We start from the raw sequence: 17,476 nt of genomic DNA, 5'->3' as shown, positions 1-17,476 counted from the left end.
AGCTGACGATAATGATTGAATTACAAAACATATCCAAAGTATTTACAACAAAAAAAGGGAATGTTGAGGCTCTTAAGTCTACTTCCCTTAAAGTAGAAAAAGGCGAGGTATTTGGAATCATTGGGTATAGTGGCGCTGGTAAAAGTACATTGATTCGATGTGTAAATTTATTAGAAAAACCAACGACAGGAAATATCATTGTAAACGAACAAGACTTAACAACGTTATCGACAAAAGAACTAGCAAAAGCGAGACAAAAAATCGGAATGATCTTTCAAGGATTCAATTTACTTAAAACTGTTACCGTTTATGAAAATATCGCATTACCGTTACGGCTTGCTGGCATTCCAAAAGCAGAAATTGAAAAAAGAGTAGAAAAGTATTTACGCATTGTCGATCTTTTTAATCGAAAAGATGCGTATCCAAGCGAACTTTCTGGTGGTCAAAAACAGCGTGTTGCAATTGCTCGTGCGCTATCACATGAACCTGAAGTGTTATTAAGTGATGAAGCAACGAGCGCATTAGATCCAGAAACAACCGATTCTATCCTTGATTTGCTATTAAAGATTAACGAAGAAATCGGAATTACGATTTTACTCATTACACATGAAATGAATGTCATCCAGCGTATATGTGACCGCGTTGCTGTTATGGAACATGGATCTGTAGTCGAAAGTGGAACTGTAAAAGATATTTTCACAAACCCACAACATGTAACAACGAAGAAATTTGTAAATAGCGCATTTGCAGCGAAAATTCCAGAAGAGGTACAGAAAGAACTACAACGTACTGGAGAAATTGTAACACTTTCATTTATTGGCACTACTTCAGGGGAACCTGCCTTAGCCGTTGCCACAAAACGTTTCCAAGTGTATCCGAATATTTTATCCGGTAATATTACGCAGTTAAAACATGAAGCATATGGGAAACTAGTCGTTCATATGCAAGGGGAACAAAATGAAATCCACCGTGCTTTATCATTTTTACAAGAGCAAGGAATCATCGTAGAAGGAGGTAGAACAGATTATGGGAAACAAGTCCTTTTTGGATGAATGGGGTAAAGTCATATGGGAAGCCACAATCCAAACCTTTCAAATGACATCTATTTCATTACTCATCTCGATCCTTATTGCACTGCCACTTGGCGTCACACTTGTTTTAACGAGACCTGGTGGGCAGCGTGAAAATAAAATCATCTATCCTATTCTTAATACGGTTATTAATGTTATTCGCTCTCTTCCATTTATCATTCTATTATTCTTTATCTTGCCTTTTACAAAGTTTCTAATGGGAACATCCATTGGCGTGCAAGGTGTTATCGTACCGCTTGTCGTCTTCACAGCCCCTTATATCGCACGTTTAATGGAGACAGCTTTACTAGAAGTCGATCGCGGTGTCATTGAAGCCTACCAAGCGATGGGAGTCTCTACTATAAAAATCATTTGGCACGTCATGGTGAAAGAAGCTCGTCCCTCCCTTGTACTTGGATTAACAATTGCAACAATTGGCTTAATTGGCGCAACAGCAATGGCTGGCCTTGTAGGGGCTGGCGGATTAGGGGATTTAGCATACCGCTTCGGACATTTACGCTACGAGCCTGAAGTAATGTATGCAACGGTCTTTATTTTAATTATCCTCGTTCAAGGATTACAATCTTTAGGGAATGGTGTTGCACGAAGACTGAAGAAAGATTAAAAAAGAAGGTATCTCACCAAGGTGAGATACCTTCTTTTTATCTTTTAAATCCACCTTCTGAATGAATAACTTGCCCAGTAATCCACTCAGCTTCTTCACTTACTAAAAATTTAATGAGTCTAGCTGCATCCCTTGGCTCACCAATTCTGCCAAAAGGAAACATCGGCTTTAACCCTTGTTTTATCTCTTCAGTCATCCATCCTGTATCGGTTGGTCCTGGATTAATTGCATTCACTGTTATTCCTAAATGAGCTACCTCTGCTGACAACGTACTAGTAAGAGCATCAATAGCTCCCTTCGTTGTCGCATAAGCTAGTTCTCCTGCCATAGGACCTTGAAATTGCCCCGAAGTCATATTCACAATTCTACCACCAGATTTCTTATCAAATCCCCGGGAAAATTGACTACTGAGCAATGTAGTCGCACGAATATTCACCATATAATGCCTATCCAATTCTTCAGCAGTCAAATTAAAGAAATCATTATTCGTAGAATACGCTGCATTATTAATTAATATATGAGGGTATCCAATTTGTTCAGTAACTCTATTTATAAGCTCTCTCGGTGCATCATTCTGAGTTAAATCTAACTCCATACTCGATACTCTAACACCTTTTTGTAATAGCTCTTCTTTTAATTGTATTTGTTCATTTTCATCAATGCCCCAAGGCATCTCTTTATCGTAAGCTGTCCAATACGTAAAAAATATATCGTATCCTGATTCAGCTAATTCTTTACAAATCGCTGCGCCTATACCATCTAGACGACTTACCCCTGTAATAACTGCTACCTTATTTTTTAATTGGTTTATCATATACTCCTCCAAATTTAAAGGACGCATATTTTATATAAGAGATATAAACTTTCCCACAAAAAAGACAGATACATAAAATAGGTATCTATCCTTACAAAAGGGATATACAAGCCAAATATGCATTCCTTGAATGATTTACAGATAACTAAATAAACCCTCGCTTATGAGGGAAAAATTCATCTATCTAGTAGTTTCTAATCATTACAAGTTCATCCACATATTGAGTCGTTGTCTCCTCTCCATATATCTCTATTCTTAGTTTACCAAAACAGATAAAATGTTACAAAAAATAAAACAATTACTCACAGCCTATCCTTGTTCACGTTATATCCATTGTGAATTTTTTCACAATGGATATATAATAAACTTGTAAATACAATATTGGAGGGATTTCAATGGTTATCAATTTTTTAAGAACTGATAAACGTGCTACTTTCATATTATTACTTTTACGGCTTTACATAGGATATACATGGCTCGCTGCTGGGATAGGCAAAGTCTTCGGACAATCTTTTGACGCAAGTGGCTTTCTAAAGGGTGCTATTGCTCAAGCATCTGGTGACCACCCTGCAGTACAAAGTTGGTGGGCAGATTTTCTTCAACATTTTGTCCTTCCAAACGCAGACCTATTTAGCTTTTTAGTTCAATGGGGAGAAATTTTAGTAGGTCTAGGTTTAATTTTAGGCGGACTAACAAAAACAGCTGCATTTTTCGGAATCATAATGAATCTTTCATTTTTATTAAGTGGAACTGTTAGTGTAAACCCAAACCTGCTTATTTTGACTATGTTCATTTTAGTTGCAGGGCAGAACGCTGGACGTATTGGATTAGATGGCTCTGTTTTCCCTAAACTTTTCCGTAAAAACAACCACGGAACATATAAATTAAGTAAAACTGCGTAGTAACAGTTTACTTTTAAAATATAAATAAGAAAAAGAGCCTGAATATAGGCTCTTTTTCTTATTTATCCTAATTTAAACTTTTAACGAGCCACGAAAACCTCTGGCAGCATAGTAAGAGTCTGCTCCATTGTGGTACACGAAAACATGTCCAAAACGATAATCACAAAATAGAGCACCACCGAGTTCTCTAATATCTGAAGGTGTTTGTACCCAACTTGATGATTTCATGTCAAAATCGCCAAGTTGTTGCAATTCCCGATATTGTTCTTCCGTTAATAGTTCAATGCCCATAGCATTGGCAACATCAATAACGTTATTTTCTGGTTTATGTTTTTTTCTTGATTCTAACGCTTCAAGATCATAACAAAGACTTCTGCGACCTTTAGGACTCTCCTTTGAACAATCATAGAAAGTATATTCGTCCTTTTCTTCATCATAACCGACAACATCCGGCTCACCGCCAGTTACTTCCATTTCGTTAAGTGACCATAATTTTTCAGCATTACCTTCTATCTTCGCTTCAACTTTAGCCCATTCAAGACCTTCATGGCGGTTCATGTTTTTCTCAAAACGAACTTGCAATACTTTCAATAACTCTTCACGTTTTTCTACTAGTAAGTCATTTTTATTCCCTGTCATATTAGTCCTCCCTAATGTATGTACTGATAGTAGTTTAAGTATATATTTTATAATAAATCATCTCAATATGAAGACCGTTTCAACCTTATGTCTTGTACAAACACCCATTACAAAGTCCTAAAACCCTCCATACTCTCTCCAAGAATATAGTGTGAAAACCACATCAAGTTCTGCTTCATAATAGCTACATGAACTCCTGGTTGGTCAGAACTATATGCCATTCCTTTAAATATAATTAATTCTGTATCAACTTCCATATCCATTAATCCTTGATATAGATCATATGCATTTGTAATTGGAATTCTTGCATCCTTTTCCCCATGTTGAATTAAGGTAGGCGTACAAGCTGATTTAATATACGTCATAGGTGATGTCTTCGTATATATCTCTGGATCATTCCATGGAGTATTTCCTAAATACATTCTAATAAAGTAAGGTATATCTGTATTTACATAATGGGTACTCCAGTTAGTGATTCCACCGCCAACTGAAATAGCTTTAAATCGACTACTAAATGTAGAACAGAAAGCTGATACATATCCACCGTTGCTCCATCCCATAACTCCTACCCTATCCTTGTCTACCATCCCTTTTTCTACTAGTTCATCCACTCCAGATATAACATCATCGTAGTCAGCAATCCCCTGTTTTCTATAGTTAGCTTTTAAAAATTCATTACCATAACCTGAACTTCCTCTGTAATTTGGTTCTAAAACGATAAAGCCTTTTTCAATAAACTGTTCAATCGGATATTTCTCATTGAAGCAGTCTGAAAATATCGGAAAAGATGCCCAAGCCGGACCGCCGTGAATTACTACTAATAAAGGATATTTTTTATTAGTGTCAAACTCTACTGGCGTTGATAAAACACCTTCTATTTCAAGATCATCGCTACTTTTCCATGAGATGATTTCCCTGTTACTTCTAAGTTTCCCTTTGAAAAAGCTATTTTCATTCGTTATTTTTTTATCGTCTAAATAGATTTCAAAGGTTTCATTTGTTATTGCCTTATTGTAGGATATATGTTTGCCATCCTTTGTTATAGAAGCATCCATTATAAAGCCATCTACTTTTTCGCTTAATATTTCCACAGTGCCATCTTCGGCTAGCAATCCAATAAGATAATTCGTTTTATTCTGCCACCTAATTAAAACCCCTTTAGCTGTCCACTGTAATGGCATAACCGTACTATCAAAATCTGTTAAAAGTTGAATTAGCTCTCCGGTATTTATATCATATATCTCTAACGTACTATCTTGTATATGGTTTCTATAGTAATCCTTCTCTCTTATGCTTGCTGTGTAACATATTTTACTGCCGTCAGGAGAAAAGCAAACACTCCCTCCCAACAACTTATTCACATTCAGCTTTTGTAGCTCTCCAGCTTTAATATGGAGTATGTATAGATCTCCATTTATATAATCTTCCATATTTGAGCTTGGTGTCGCCATAAATACAACCTTTTTACCATCATTTGAAATATCAAATTCATGGATATGAAAATCCTTACCATCCGTTAATTGATAAACAACTCTGTTCTCGTGTTCATCTGTATTACTTTGTATCACCTTTTCTATTTCAATGTAATATAAACAATTATTCTGGTGTTCCTTACCTATATGTTGAAAATCTCCATATAGGTCCTTACGTTTCTTTATCTCCTCACATTCTTTTGACTGCGTAACATAATAAAGACCCTTGCCAGTAGGACCCCATTTGAATGTACTGACTCCTTCTTTCTCATCAGTAATTTGAACCTCTCTATAACCATCTAGTGACTTAACAAATATCTGATTTTTCCCATCACCAACTGGACTAAGATATGCGATACACCTAGCATCTGGAGACCATAATGGGTGTGTACTATCTATATCCCCATTTGATAATGGGTAACTCTGCTTCTTATCTTTTTCATATATCCATACATGATTCCTATATGTATTTTCTTTCCAATCAGCCGTCTTCTTAACAAATGCTACGTTTTTACCATCATCACTTATGTTTGTACTTGATAAGGTTGGTAATGAAATAATCTCTTCTATACTTAAATATGTTTTTTCATTCACTTTAATCAATATACCCCCTTGAAATGTCCATAAATCTCTCGTCTCTTTTTGTCGTAATAAAGGAAATTGTTCACGAATACTTAAAATGATAATGGAAAATTCAGATAAATAAAAGTGAATTCGATAAAGTAAAACTTTAATCTATAGGGTTCTATCCGCTTACCAATTCTAGATGTTCTTTTTCGACACAAAAACACCCCTTTTAGATACAAATTTGTAAGTTTATTTTAAAGCTATAACTATATGTTGGTTTGGAATAAAATTTGATAAAAATGAAGTCACAAATCTTTATTTAACAACAAAAAAATCCATTTTGAAAAAACGATTGATCAAAATAGAATTACTCTTTTTAACTAAGTATGAGATTTTTATAAAAAAATTTTAATCAAAACTCACTTAGAATCTTTACTTGAAGGAATAAAGCTTCGCATCTTTTTTATGAACATCGTTAAACTAAGATAAACTTTGACTGCATCTGTAATTAATTGTAAAATATTACACATAGAAAGGTATTATAAAATAAATATAGAAGGGGTATGTTTTTTAGTTTTAAAGGGGCTAAAGCACATCTATTTTATGTTTTTAGAGGGAGAATTGAAAAATCATATGAAGAATTTCAAAAAGAGTACAGGTAAAATTTTACTAGCATCCGGATTAGTAGTTTCTATGTCAGCTTGTAGTGTAACTAGTTTATTTGGAGAAAAAGAAAAAACAAATGCTGAATCTGGTAAACAAGAAAGTAAAGAAACTACGACAGAAGGAACAAGTTCAACTAAGTCAGAAAGTAAATCATCTGAAACAAAGGAAAAATCAACTAACTCGAAAGAAGAAAGTAAAGATGTTAAGATGATTATGGTTTTACCTGAGGATTACCCACAACTTATGGTAGACATTGAAGAAGACTTATTAAGACGTCTAGATTACTATGATGCTTCTGTAAGGGATAATAAAAAGGGAAGTAAGTCAAATGAAGAGGTACGAGATAGTATTAAAGACTTAGATAAAGTATTTAATAAAATAGAGCGTATAGATGCACCAGGAAAATACAAGGAAGACCATAAGGAAATTGTAAAAGCTGTTCAAAAGTTAAAAGAGTCTTTCAAAGAAGTATCGAAGTTATTTGATTACTCTAAAACACTTAAAGATACGGATGATGCAATCATAGATAAAGCAAACAATAAATTAGATGAAGCAAAACGCATTTGGAAACCTGTATTTGATAAGTTAAAAGCGGAAGCTAAGGGTGGTTCAACAACTACTTCTACAACAAGTGGTACTAGTTCTTCTAACTCACCGAGTTTATCTAGTGGTAATACAGTTAAAACATACAGTACCCAAGATAAAACTGGTATATTCAAAGGAAAAATTGATACACCAGACGAGGATTCCGCTAAGTTTAAGAATGTACAGAACAACTATAAAGACGGTACAGAGCTTGTAGGTAATTGGGGTATTGATTACGGAGACGGAGTCAAAACTACGTTAGTCCTAAAAGCAGATAAGACATTTGAAACATATGCAAATGGTTCTTATCCAAATAAAGATAATTACTTAACAGGAACATACCAAGCAGACGTTTCTTCCCATCAGTTAACGCTAATGGTGGAAAAAGGAACTCAAAATGGTCAAGAAGTGAAATTGGAAAGACCTATTTATTCATCATATGAGGTTAAAAATTTAGATGGTAAAGCATTACAGATTTTCCACATAGACGAACAAGTAACAATTTGTTATGTAAAACAATAAATAACTAAAAAAAACTCTGTAAAATGATTTTTACAGAGTTTTTTTCTTAGTTTTAATTTATTATAAACGATCAGACTTTTTTATAAACTATCAAAATTTATTTCAAACGCATACTATATTTATTAACCTACCAACGTCCTACTCAACAGTAACAGACTTAGCTAAGTTACGTGGCTTATCAACGTCACACTCGCGGTGAAGTGCTGCGTAGTATGAGATAAGTTGTAATGGAATAACTGCTACTAGCGGTGCTAGTGCTTCGTGTACAGCTGGTAATACGAAGCTGTCACCTTCCATTTCTAAGCCTTTCATTGAGATGATACATGGGTTAGCTCCGCGTGCTACTACTTCTTTCACGTTACCACGAATTCCAAGGTTTACGTGCTCTTGTGTAGCAAGTGCAATAACTGGTGTACCATTTTCAATTAAAGCGATTGTACCGTGTTTTAACTCTCCTCCAGCGAATCCTTCTGCTTGGATGTAAGAGATTTCTTTTAGTTTTAACGCGCCTTCTAATCCTACGTAGAAGTCTACGCTACGTCCGATGAAGAAACAGTTACGCGTTGTTGCTAAAAATTGTTTTGCTAATGCGTCCATTTCTTCTTTTTGATCACAAAGTTCTATCATTGCATTTGCTACAAGTCCTAGTTCGTGTGTTAAATCGAAATCAAGAACTTCACCTTTTGCTTTAGCAATATCAGCTGCTAAAATTGAAAGTACTGCAAGCTGTGCTGTGTAAGCTTTCGTTGATGCAACTGCAATTTCTGGTCCAGCGTATAACGGAAGTGTATAATCAGCTTCACGAGAAAGTGTAGAACCAGGCACGTTTGTAATTGTTAAGGCTTTATGGCCCATTTCATTTGTTTGCACAAGTACTGCACGGCTATCAGCTGTTTCACCACTTTGTGAAATGTAAATGAAGAATGGTCTTTCTGTTAATAATGGCATGTTATAAGAGAATTCACTTGCCACGTGTACTTCAACTGGCATTTTTGCAAACTTCTCGATAAATTGTTTTCCAACAAGACCTGCATGATAACTAGTTCCACATGCAATGATGTAAATACGATCGCTATCTAAAATCGCATTGCGGATGTCTTGATTTAATTCAATTTCGCCATTTTCATCTTGATACTTTTGAATTATATTACGGATTACAAGTGGTTGCTCATCGATTTCTTTAAGCATGAAATGAGGATATGTTCCCTTTTCAATATCACTTGCGTCTAATTCCGCTGTAAACGGTGCACGTTCAATCGTTTCACCTTGTAAGTTTTTAATTGTAATACTTTCTTTCGTTACAATTACGATTTCTTTATCCATTAACTCAATAAATTGATCTGTAACTTGTAACATCGCCATAGCGTCGCTTGCCACAACATTAAAGTTGTCACCAACACCTACTAATAGCGGGCTTTTGTTTTTAGCAACATAAATCATGTTTGGATTTTCAGCATCAAGTAATCCGATTGCATAAGAGCCATGTAAAAGAGATAGTGTATTACGGAACGCTTCTTCTACACTTAATCCTGTGCTCACTTGTTGTTCCATAAGCTGTACGATAACCTCTGTATCTGTTTCACTTACGAACGTTACATCTTGTAAATATTCCTTTTTCACTAATTCATAGTTTTCAATTACACCGTTATGAACTAATGTAAAGCGTTTTGATGTACTTTGATGCGGATGCGCGTTTACTTTACTTGGAACACCGTGTGTAGCCCAGCGTGTGTGTCCGATACCTACGCTTGCTGCTACGTTCTCATCTACGATTTCACGAAGTTTTGCGATACGGCCTTTTTCTTTGTATACAACAACACCGTTCTCTGCTTGTACTGCAATACCTGCTGAATCATATCCACGATATTCTAGCTTTTCTAAACCTTTTAATAAAATTTCCTTTGCATCTTGCTCTCCAATAAATCCTACGATTCCACACATGTTTAGTCGCCGTTACAAATGCTTACACTGCTCTGCGAACATGTAACGACATAGTCCGATACCATTTTTATTTATACTAAAAAACGGATTACATATTGCTAGCCCTGTAAGCTTGTAACGGCTTTCACCTTCCTCTCGATTGGGTTTAAGTCCGTATATACTTATACAGCTAGTTTTCATCCGTTCCTCTTCTCTCATCACACTTTCACCTTTGTCCACTAAGTCACCTTAATGATTTAAGTAAAAGCTTGCGGTTGTGATGAACAACCGGGAGTCATCCGCCGAAATCTCGATAAACCCCACCTCGTCAACTACACTATTTGTAGTTCTGGCGCTTTTATAATTTACAATATTTCCTTTGAGAAAAAGAACAAGACCATCTTATAACAAACATGGATAAACCGTCAATGAAATTTTTTTCATTGTCTATAAAACATATGAAAAAGGAACACTTTTTGTGCTCCTTTTTCATATAAATTCAGCTAATTATTCAGCGCCAACTTCAGCTTTCACAACTTCTACAATGCGATGTACATATGCATCACAAACTTCTTGTGTTGGTGCTTCTGCCATTACACGAATAAGTGGCTCTGTTCCAGATGGACGAACAAGAATACGGCCATCACCGTTCATTTCTTCCTCTACAACACGAATAATTTCTTTAATTTTTTCGTTTTCTAATGCTAATTTTTTATCTGTTACACGAACGTTTACTAGCAATTGTGGGAATTTCGTCATTTCTCCTGCAAGCTCAGATAATGGCTTTTTCGTCATTTTCATGATGTTTACAAGTTGAAGTGCACTTAACATTCCATCACCAGTTGTAATGTAATCAAGTAAGATAATATGGCCTGATTGTTCTCCACCTAAGTTGTAACCTCCGCGCTTCATTTCTTCCATTACGTAGCGGTCACCAACTGCTGTTTTATCACTTGTAATATTATTTGCTTCAAGTGCTTTGTAGAAACCTAAGTTACTCATAACAGTTGAAACAACTGTATTATGTTTTAATTGACCAGTTTCTTTCATATACTTCGCACAAATGAACATAATTTGATCACCGTCAACGATGTTTCCTTTTTCGTCTACAGCAATTAAACGGTCGCCATCGCCATCAAAAGCAAGTCCGATATCCGCTCCTTTTTCTTTTACCAATTCAGCTAAGCCTTCTGGATGTGTAGATCCTACACCTTCATTAATATTCATACCATTTGGAGAAGTTCCCATTGTTGAAATATCAGCTTCTAGGTCTGCAAATAAGTATGGAGCTAGAGAAGAAGTTGCACCATGTGCACAATCTAAAGCGATATGTAGGCCGGAGAAATCTTCTTCAACAGTTTGTTTAATGTACTGTAAATATTTTTGTCCACCTTCAAAGTAATCGCTCACTTGTCCAAGATTAGTACCTGTCGGACGTGGTAGTTCATCAACTTCTTTGTCTAATAAAGCTTCAATCTCAGCTTCTTGCTCATCTGTTAATTTAAAGCCGTCTGAACCAAAGAATTTAATACCGTTATCTTGTACTGGATTATGAGATGCAGAAATCATAACACCCGCTTGTGCGTCTAGTGCTTTTGTTAAATAAGCAACGCCCGGTGTAGAAATAACGCCAAGGCGCATTACTTCTGCTCCAGTTGATAATAGCCCTGCTACTAAAGCTCCTTCTAACATATGGCCAGATACACGTGTATCACGACCGATGATTACTTTTGGACGATCTGTATCTTTTGTTAATACATAACCACCAAAACGTCCAATTTTGAAAGCTAATTCAGGTGTTAACTCCTTATTTGCAACTCCGCGTACTCCATCTGTACCAAAATATTTACCCATTATGATTCGCTCCTTTTTCTTGCTCTTTTTGATTGTGATTATCTACTGTTGGTTCTTGACTCGTTTCTTTATCTTGATTTTGATTTTGGTTTTGGTTTTGATTCTTTTCCTGTTCTTTTTCTGAATCAGGTTCAGGATTTTTTGGTTTCTCATTTTGATTTTCTTGATCGGTGTTTGAATCCGGTTGTTGACCGTTACCCTGTACTTCTTTATCTGGTTTTTCTTTCTTCACAATAGTAACTTTAGCACTTTTTTGTTTTGGTTCTATTGAAATATTACCAGGACCACTCACTTGAATGGAAATATCTTTCGTTCCTGGAGATACATTTTGCAGATTAATTACCGCTGTTATTTGAGCAGCTGTTATTTTATCTACTATACTTGCTTCTCCTGAAATATCAACACTTATCTTTCCATCTTGCGGCGAAAGTAGCTGAGCAGTAACATCTTTAGAAAGTCCATTTTTCTGGATTGGGATACCATCAATCGTTTTTGTTTTCGTTTGTTTTGTTTTTTGCACTCCCACCGAAACCTTCACTTGATTCGGTTTTGCACTTGTTACACCCTTGGGTAATAAAACAGAGGCATCGAATGTTGTAGACTCTGTCAATTGACTAAGATCTACTTCGACCCCCTCTAGCGATTGTATATTATCCAAAATATCTTTTGGACCTGCTATCGTTACTTCTCTCGGCTCAACACTGATATTTGTAACTGCCAATCCTTCTGCTAAACTCCCCTTCTTCGTATACGTTACAGGAACAGTTTTTTCAGTATTATTGGCTGTAGTTTGCATTGCCACATTCAACGTTACACTAATCTTAGATGGACTTGTTCTTACATTTAAACGTTTTCCTTCTTTATTGTATAATGTAACTTCGGGCGTTTTTGTAACAGTTTTATTAACACCTTTTAAATCAACATACGCTTTGGCAGATGAAATACTTTCAATTTCTTCTTTCGTCCCAACTACCTCAACAGTATCCGGTTTAAGGCTTGATTTTTCTAGTGTAGCCCCCGCTGGCATCTGATCCTCATTTGATAATTTCAGATCTACATGAACATATTTTCTCGCCTTTTCATGCAGAGTAACTTTAATTGTTGATGGCTGAACTGTTCCTTTCACATCATCTGGAAGCCCGTTCGTTTTTAAAGAAATCTCATAAGTTCCTTTTGGACTATCTCGCAAATCAATCGGTATATCAAATTGTTTTTTTGCTTTTGCTGTAGCAACTGATGCTTTTGGGCCTTCTAATTTCACCTTAACGCCCTCTGCTGGAATACCACTTACAATATATTTCTCCTCATCATACTTAAGATTAATAGCATAATTAGTTAATGTTTCTTTCGTATCATTTGCAAAAGGTAATATACCTGATGTCGTATTTTTTTCAGTTAACGTCGCTGACATAAAAAGCATACACGCCAATAGTAATGAGATCCCTTTTAAAAACCAATGATTCTCCATTAACTTATCCATGACGCTTTCTCCTCCAATTCCATAAAGACGAAGAAGTCGTTTTTTCGTTTCCACTAAATTCAGCTAATAACATATCCTTCAGCTGTTCTGTCTTCAAATCACGATGCAACTTACCATTTTTCGTTAAAGAAATTTGACCAGTTTCTTCAGACACAACTACTGTAATACTATCAGTAACTTCACTAACTCCCATTGCAGCACGATGTCTAGTTCCTAATTCTTTAGAAATAAACGGACTTTCTGATAATGGAAGATAGCATGCTGCTGCTTTAATTGTACTTCCTTGCATAATTACCGCTCCGTCATGAAGAGGTGTATTTGGAATAAAAATATTAATAAGTAATTCCGATGATACGTTTGCATTCAGCGGAATACCCGTTTCCACATAATCACCCATACCGGTCTCTTTTGACAAAGTAATTAATGCACCAATTCTACGTTTCCCCATATATTCGGTTGCTTTTGCTATCGCTGTTGCAACCATTTCAGGTTCATCATCCTCATGCGTTCCAACACGCGAAAATAAGCTTCCGCGCCCTAGCTGCTCAAGTGCTCTTCGCAATTCTGGCTGAAAGATAATAATAACGGCTAAAAATCCCCACGTTAATACTTGTTCAGTTAGCCAAGATAGCGTACGCAATTCAAGGAAAATACTGATCATCTTAACGACGATAATAACTGTAATCCCTTTTAAAAGTTGAACAGCTTTCGTCCCTCGGATTATAAGAATTAGCTTATATATAATAAACCATACAATGGCAATATCTAATGCCGTACTAAGATATTTCAAAATGGTCGTATCTTCAAAAGGCATGCTATCCCTTCCTCCTACTTACGAGCAATTCTATCCATATATTGAAATATTGTTTTATGCTCTATCTGTATGTATTTCCAACAACTAGTTAATTATACCATACATGAAACAAACGACAATTACAAACAACCCCCTTTAGCTCAAATTGGTAAGATGTCAAACATTTTTATTGTACAGTATAATATAAATCATTATTATACGCCTATTTTCAAATAAAAAAAGCAACTTCTCAGTTGCTTTTCTTACATTTATTTTAGTTTTTCACCGAATAAAGAACCCATTAAAGCAACTGCTGTTGTTGCCGTTCTATTTCTCTCATCTAAAATCGTATTTACCTCAACAAATTCAGCAGATGTGATAATATCAGCTTCTGCTAACATTTCCATCGCCAAATGACTTTCACGATAAGATAGACCGCCAATTACAGGCGTTCCAACACCTGGTGCATCATGAGGATCAAGACCGTCTAAATCTAATGATAAGTGTACACCATCAGTATGAGATAAATATGCGATTGTTTCTTCCATAACAGCCGTCATCCCCATACGATCAATTTCATGCATTGAGAACACTTTAATACCTTCATTGCGAATGAAATCTTTTTCTCCTTCATCCAATGCACGCGCACCGATAATTACGACATTCTCTTTTTTCACCTTTGGATATGCTCCGTATAAATCTACAAGTGAAGAATGTCCATAACCTAAACTTGCTGCAAGTGACATACCATGAATATTTCCAGATGGTGAAGTTTCCTCTGTATTTAAATCACCGTGTGCATCATACCAAATAACGCCTAAGTTTTTATAATGTTTTGCTACACCAGCTAATGTACCGATAGCAATACTATGGTCACCACCTAATACAAGTGGAAAACGACCTTCTTCTATAATATGATCCACCTTACTTGCTAATTCATTACATACAGTTGCAACTTGTGTAAGGTTTCTTAATTTTGTATTTTCATCTATCTCTTTTTCTCTCTCTATACATATATCTCCCATATCTTTAACTTCATATCCAATTTCTTCAATTCTTTCAATTACCCCTGCATAACGGATCGCGCTCGGTCCCATATCAACTCCACGGCGCATCTGTCCTAAATCCATTGGAACTCCAATAACTGAGATTTCTTTTTTCATAGATAGTATCCCCCTTTTATGCCTTCACTAAATATTTTAAATCTTTTATATAGTCTGACTCAACTCGACATTTTTCTGTATGGATATACAATTTATTCACTTATATTTATACTGAAAATCAAATTTTAAAACTATTCTATGTATAAAGTTAACTTAATGAAACAATCGCAATCACTATTATTAAATAATAATAATAAAACACTCCTACATTTAGAAGTGTTTTTCTGATGCTATTTTCCATACTGTTGCAATATTTTTTGTTGTCATTTCAATATTTTCTTCTGCTACTTTATATGCTTCTTCTAGTGTCATCGGTCTCGTTGTAATACTAAATACCGCATCTATTCCTTTCTCGTACACAGCTGAATAATCAGGTGATACAGACCCTCCAATAGCAATTACAGGCACAGAAAAACGTTTTGCACGCCCCGCAACACCCACAGGAGCCTTTCCATATGCAGTTTGTTTATCTATTCTACCTTCACCAGTTATAATGAGATTTGCATCTTCTATATGTTTATCGAAATTTGTATAATCTAATACAATTTCAATGCCTCTCCGCAAGTCTCCCTTTAACACTGAAATAACAGCCGCTCCCATTCCTCCCGCTGCCCCTGCACCAGGTATTTCAGATACATCAAAAGATACATATCGTTTAAGCATATTCGCATAATGTTGTAAATTCTCATCTAGCTCTTTCATCATCTCTACATTTGCACCCTTTTGTCTCCCAAATATGAAAGATGCTCCCTGCATTCCGACTAATGGATTATCCACATCACATGCCGCTTCTATCTTTACCCCCTTTAAGCGGGGGTCCATTCGTGAAAAATCAATAGCAACAATCGAATGTAATGTGCCTCCAGATGGATCTATTACTTCACCCTTGTCATTTATAAATCTTACTCCTAAAGCTGCTAACATACCTGTCCCACCATCATTTGTAGCACTTCCTCCAAGTCCTAAAATTATGTACTCCACTCCTTGATCTAGCGCATGTAATATAAGTTCTCCTGTTCCTTTTGTCGTTGTAATAAGTGGGTTGCGCTTTTCAACTGGAACGTGCTGTAATCCTGATGCTGCTGCCATTTCAATAAACGCTGTCTTTTTATCTTTAGAAATGCCATAAAAAGCTTGTATACCTTCTCTAAGCGGTCCTGTCACACTAATTGATATAATTCTCCCCCCTGTAGCATCAACAAGTGATTCAACCGTCCCTTCTCCTCCATCTCCAATTGGTATTTTCACATACTCTGCATTAGGAAAAATTGCTCTAAAACCTCTTTCAATAGCTCCACATACTTCTATAGCTTTTAGGCTTTCTTTATATGAATCAGATGCAATAACAACTTTCACAATTATCTCCCCATCCCTTATTTTTACGTTTTCTTCATTTTAAACGACAAGTATAAAAGTTGTCTTTTTGAACACAAAAAAAGCTTACATCATATGATGTAAGCTTTTTTATTTAGATGGAGCCTAGCGGGATCGAACCGCTGACCTCCTGCGTGCAAGGCAGGCGCTCTCCCAGCTGAGCTAAGGCCCCTTAATTAAGCGGAAGACGGGATTCGAACCCGCGACCCCAACCTTGGCAAGGTTGTATTCTACCACTGAACTACTTCCGCAAAAATGATGAGCCATGAAGGACTCGAACCTTCGACCCTCTGATTAAAAGTCAGATGCTCTACCAACTGAGCTAATGGCTCGTAAATGGCTGGGCTAGCTGGATTCGAACCAGCGCATGACGGAGTCAAAGTCCGTTGCCTTACCGCTTGGCTATAGCCCATTAATATTTACTAGTATGGTTATCTTTTCAAAAAAATAAACCCTCTCAGGTTATTTTAAAGAAAATGGTGGAGGGGGGCAGATTCGAACTGCCGAACCCGAAGGAGCGGATTTACAGTCCGCCGCGTTTAGCCACTTCGCTACCCCTCCGACATTTTAAATATATATGGTGGAGGATGACGGGATCGAACCGCCGACCCCCTGCTTGTAAGGCAGGTGCTCTCCCAGCTGAGCTAATCCTCCAAAAGTGGTGACCCGTACGGGATTCGAACCCGTGTTACCGCCGTGAAAGGGCGGTGTCTTAACCACTTGACCAACGGGCCAAAAAAGTTTTAAACCTATTCCCAAGCTTCCAACCGGGCTTGAACCGGTGACCTCTTCCTTACCATGGAAGTGCTCTACCAGCTGAGCTATGGAAGCATAATGGCTCCGCAGGTAGGACTCGAACCTACGACCGATCGGTTAACAGCCGATAGCTCTACCACTGAGCTACTGCGGAATAATATTAGCCTGGCAACGTCCTACTCTCACAGGGACAAGGTCCCAACTACCATCGGCGCTAGAGAGCTTAACTTCCGTGTTCGGTATGGGAACGGGTGTGACCTCTCTGCCATCATTA

The 17,476-nt window shown here is 36.6% G+C and carries 14 protein-coding genes, 9 tRNA genes and 1 rRNA gene; 4 read left to right on the top strand and 20 right to left on the bottom strand.

Going from position 1 to position 17,476, the window contains the following annotated elements; genetic code table 11:
• The first annotated feature begins 11 nt into the window (after positions 1–11).
• A complete protein-coding gene (locus ACTFRH_RS29170; RefSeq protein ID WP_000571620.1) occupies positions 12–1,052 on the top strand; it encodes a methionine ABC transporter ATP-binding protein in 1,041 nt (346 codons plus the stop codon).
• Positions 1,027–1,695 carry a methionine ABC transporter permease gene (locus ACTFRH_RS29165; protein ID WP_000527154.1) on the top strand — a complete coding sequence of 223 codons (669 nt, stop codon included), beginning with the start codon at positions 1,027–1,029 and terminating at the stop codon, positions 1,693–1,695. The genes ACTFRH_RS29170 and ACTFRH_RS29165 overlap by 26 nt, the downstream gene beginning before the upstream one ends.
• Before the next feature lie 37 nt (positions 1,696–1,732).
• Here the strand turns inward: ACTFRH_RS29165 and ACTFRH_RS29160 are convergent, their stop codons facing one another.
• Entirely contained in the window at positions 1,733–2,509 is a 777-nt protein-coding gene (locus ACTFRH_RS29160) for an SDR family oxidoreductase (protein WP_000609969.1), read from the bottom strand.
• Between the two features lie 395 nt (positions 2,510–2,904).
• Between ACTFRH_RS29160 and ACTFRH_RS29155 the strand changes: the two genes are divergently transcribed.
• Entirely contained in the window at positions 2,905–3,411 is a 507-nt protein-coding gene (locus ACTFRH_RS29155) for a DoxX family membrane protein (RefSeq protein WP_000236365.1), read from the top strand.
• Between the two features lie 72 nt (positions 3,412–3,483).
• Here the strand turns inward: ACTFRH_RS29155 and ACTFRH_RS29150 are convergent, their stop codons facing one another.
• On the bottom strand, positions 3,484–4,050 hold the full coding sequence (locus tag ACTFRH_RS29150; protein WP_000147399.1) for a DUF4256 domain-containing protein: 567 nt from the start codon (positions 4,048–4,050) through the stop codon (positions 3,484–3,486).
• Positions 4,051–4,157: 107 nt separating this feature from the next.
• Positions 4,158–6,122 (bottom strand): S9 family peptidase, encoded by a 1,965-nt coding sequence (locus ACTFRH_RS29145; RefSeq protein WP_033703492.1) that lies wholly within the window; start codon positions 6,120–6,122, stop codon positions 4,158–4,160.
• 588 nt (positions 6,123–6,710) lie between these two features.
• Between ACTFRH_RS29145 and ACTFRH_RS29140 the strand changes: the two genes are divergently transcribed.
• Complete coding sequence (locus ACTFRH_RS29140) at positions 6,711–7,862, top strand: DUF3994 domain-containing protein (RefSeq protein ID WP_002163817.1); 1,152 nt, start codon at positions 6,711–6,713, stop codon at positions 7,860–7,862.
• A 138-nt stretch (positions 7,863–8,000) separates the two neighbouring features.
• On the opposite strand, the gene glmS is transcribed toward ACTFRH_RS29140, so the two are convergent.
• From glmS to rrf, 17 genes are all read right to left on the bottom strand, one after another.
• Entirely contained in the window at positions 8,001–9,803 is a 1,803-nt protein-coding gene (glmS, locus tag ACTFRH_RS29135; RefSeq protein WP_000334163.1) for a glutamine--fructose-6-phosphate transaminase (isomerizing), read from the bottom strand.
• A 12-nt stretch (positions 9,804–9,815) separates the two neighbouring features.
• Positions 9,816–10,001 (bottom strand): hypothetical protein, encoded by a 186-nt coding sequence (locus ACTFRH_RS29130; protein ID WP_001206405.1) that lies wholly within the window; start codon positions 9,999–10,001, stop codon positions 9,816–9,818.
• Positions 10,002–10,289: 288 nt separating this feature from the next.
• Positions 10,290–11,636: a phosphoglucosamine mutase gene (gene glmM, locus ACTFRH_RS29125; protein ID WP_000521476.1), complete on the bottom strand. Its 1,347-nt coding sequence runs from the start codon at positions 11,634–11,636 to the stop codon at positions 10,290–10,292.
• Positions 11,629–13,116 carry a CdaR family protein gene (locus ACTFRH_RS29120; RefSeq protein ID WP_000359592.1) on the bottom strand — a complete coding sequence of 496 codons (1,488 nt, stop codon included), beginning with the start codon at positions 13,114–13,116 and terminating at the stop codon, positions 11,629–11,631. The genes glmM and ACTFRH_RS29120 overlap by 8 nt, the downstream gene beginning before the upstream one ends.
• Complete coding sequence (cdaA, locus tag ACTFRH_RS29115; protein WP_001115697.1) at positions 13,109–13,930, bottom strand: diadenylate cyclase CdaA; 822 nt, start codon at positions 13,928–13,930, stop codon at positions 13,109–13,111. The genes ACTFRH_RS29120 and cdaA overlap by 8 nt, the downstream gene beginning before the upstream one ends.
• Before the next feature lie 248 nt (positions 13,931–14,178).
• Positions 14,179–15,072: an arginase gene (gene rocF, locus ACTFRH_RS29110; protein WP_000711575.1), complete on the bottom strand. Its 894-nt coding sequence runs from the start codon at positions 15,070–15,072 to the stop codon at positions 14,179–14,181.
• Between the two features lie 210 nt (positions 15,073–15,282).
• A complete protein-coding gene (locus ACTFRH_RS29105; RefSeq protein ID WP_000869591.1) occupies positions 15,283–16,428 on the bottom strand; it encodes a glycerate kinase in 1,146 nt (381 codons plus the stop codon).
• A gap of 117 nt (positions 16,429–16,545) precedes the next feature.
• Positions 16,546–16,618, bottom strand: a tRNA-Ala gene (locus ACTFRH_RS29100).
• A 7-nt stretch (positions 16,619–16,625) separates the two neighbouring features.
• Positions 16,626–16,697, bottom strand: a tRNA-Gly gene (locus ACTFRH_RS29095).
• 8 nt (positions 16,698–16,705) lie between these two features.
• Positions 16,706–16,778 (bottom strand) — tRNA-Lys (locus ACTFRH_RS29090).
• 5 nt (positions 16,779–16,783) lie between these two features.
• A tRNA-Gln gene (locus ACTFRH_RS29085) sits at positions 16,784–16,858 on the bottom strand.
• A gap of 65 nt (positions 16,859–16,923) precedes the next feature.
• Positions 16,924–17,007, bottom strand: a tRNA-Tyr gene (locus tag ACTFRH_RS29080).
• Positions 17,008–17,024: 17 nt separating this feature from the next.
• Positions 17,025–17,100 (bottom strand) — tRNA-Val (locus ACTFRH_RS29075).
• A gap of 5 nt (positions 17,101–17,105) precedes the next feature.
• Positions 17,106–17,180, bottom strand: a tRNA-Glu gene (locus tag ACTFRH_RS29070).
• Positions 17,181–17,204: 24 nt separating this feature from the next.
• A tRNA-Thr gene (locus tag ACTFRH_RS29065) sits at positions 17,205–17,277 on the bottom strand.
• A gap of 4 nt (positions 17,278–17,281) precedes the next feature.
• Positions 17,282–17,356, bottom strand: a tRNA-Asn gene (locus ACTFRH_RS29060).
• A 9-nt stretch (positions 17,357–17,365) separates the two neighbouring features.
• Positions 17,366–17,476: ribosomal RNA gene (gene rrf / locus ACTFRH_RS29055) — 5S ribosomal RNA — on the bottom strand; the annotation flags it as partial.

Origin of the sequence: Bacillus cereus group sp. MYBK216-1 (assembly GCF_051916495.1) — a bacterium.
Classification (GTDB): domain Bacteria; phylum Bacillota; class Bacilli; order Bacillales; family Bacillaceae_G; genus Bacillus_A; species Bacillus_A thuringiensis_K.
This window is presented reverse-complemented; position numbering and strand designations above follow the sequence as displayed.

What these genes read in the sequence shown, in the direction of transcription:
- ACTFRH_RS29170 (WP_000571620.1), top strand. Translation starts at nt 12, where the DNA reads ATGATTGAATTACAAAACATATCCAAAGTATTTACAACAAAAAAAGGG.
- ACTFRH_RS29165 (WP_000527154.1), top strand. Translation starts at nt 1,027, where the DNA reads ATGGGAAACAAGTCCTTTTTGGATGAATGGGGTAAAGTCATATGGGAA.
- ACTFRH_RS29160 (WP_000609969.1), bottom strand. Translation starts at nt 2,509, where the DNA reads ATGATAAACCAATTAAAAAATAAGGTAGCAGTTATTACAGGGGTAAGT.
- ACTFRH_RS29155 (WP_000236365.1), top strand. Translation starts at nt 2,905, where the DNA reads ATGGTTATCAATTTTTTAAGAACTGATAAACGTGCTACTTTCATATTA.
- ACTFRH_RS29150 (WP_000147399.1), bottom strand. Translation starts at nt 4,050, where the DNA reads ATGACAGGGAATAAAAATGACTTACTAGTAGAAAAACGTGAAGAGTTA.
- glmS (WP_000334163.1), bottom strand. Translation starts at nt 9,803, where the DNA reads ATGTGTGGAATCGTAGGATTTATTGGAGAGCAAGATGCAAAGGAAATT.
- ACTFRH_RS29130 (WP_001206405.1), bottom strand. Translation starts at nt 10,001, where the DNA reads ATGAGAGAAGAGGAACGGATGAAAACTAGCTGTATAAGTATATACGGA.
- glmM (WP_000521476.1), bottom strand. Translation starts at nt 11,636, where the DNA reads ATGGGTAAATATTTTGGTACAGATGGAGTACGCGGAGTTGCAAATAAG.
- ACTFRH_RS29120 (WP_000359592.1), bottom strand. Translation starts at nt 13,116, where the DNA reads ATGGATAAGTTAATGGAGAATCATTGGTTTTTAAAAGGGATCTCATTA.
- cdaA (WP_001115697.1), bottom strand. Translation starts at nt 13,930, where the DNA reads ATGCCTTTTGAAGATACGACCATTTTGAAATATCTTAGTACGGCATTA.
- rocF (WP_000711575.1), bottom strand. Translation starts at nt 15,072, where the DNA reads ATGAAAAAAGAAATCTCAGTTATTGGAGTTCCAATGGATTTAGGACAG.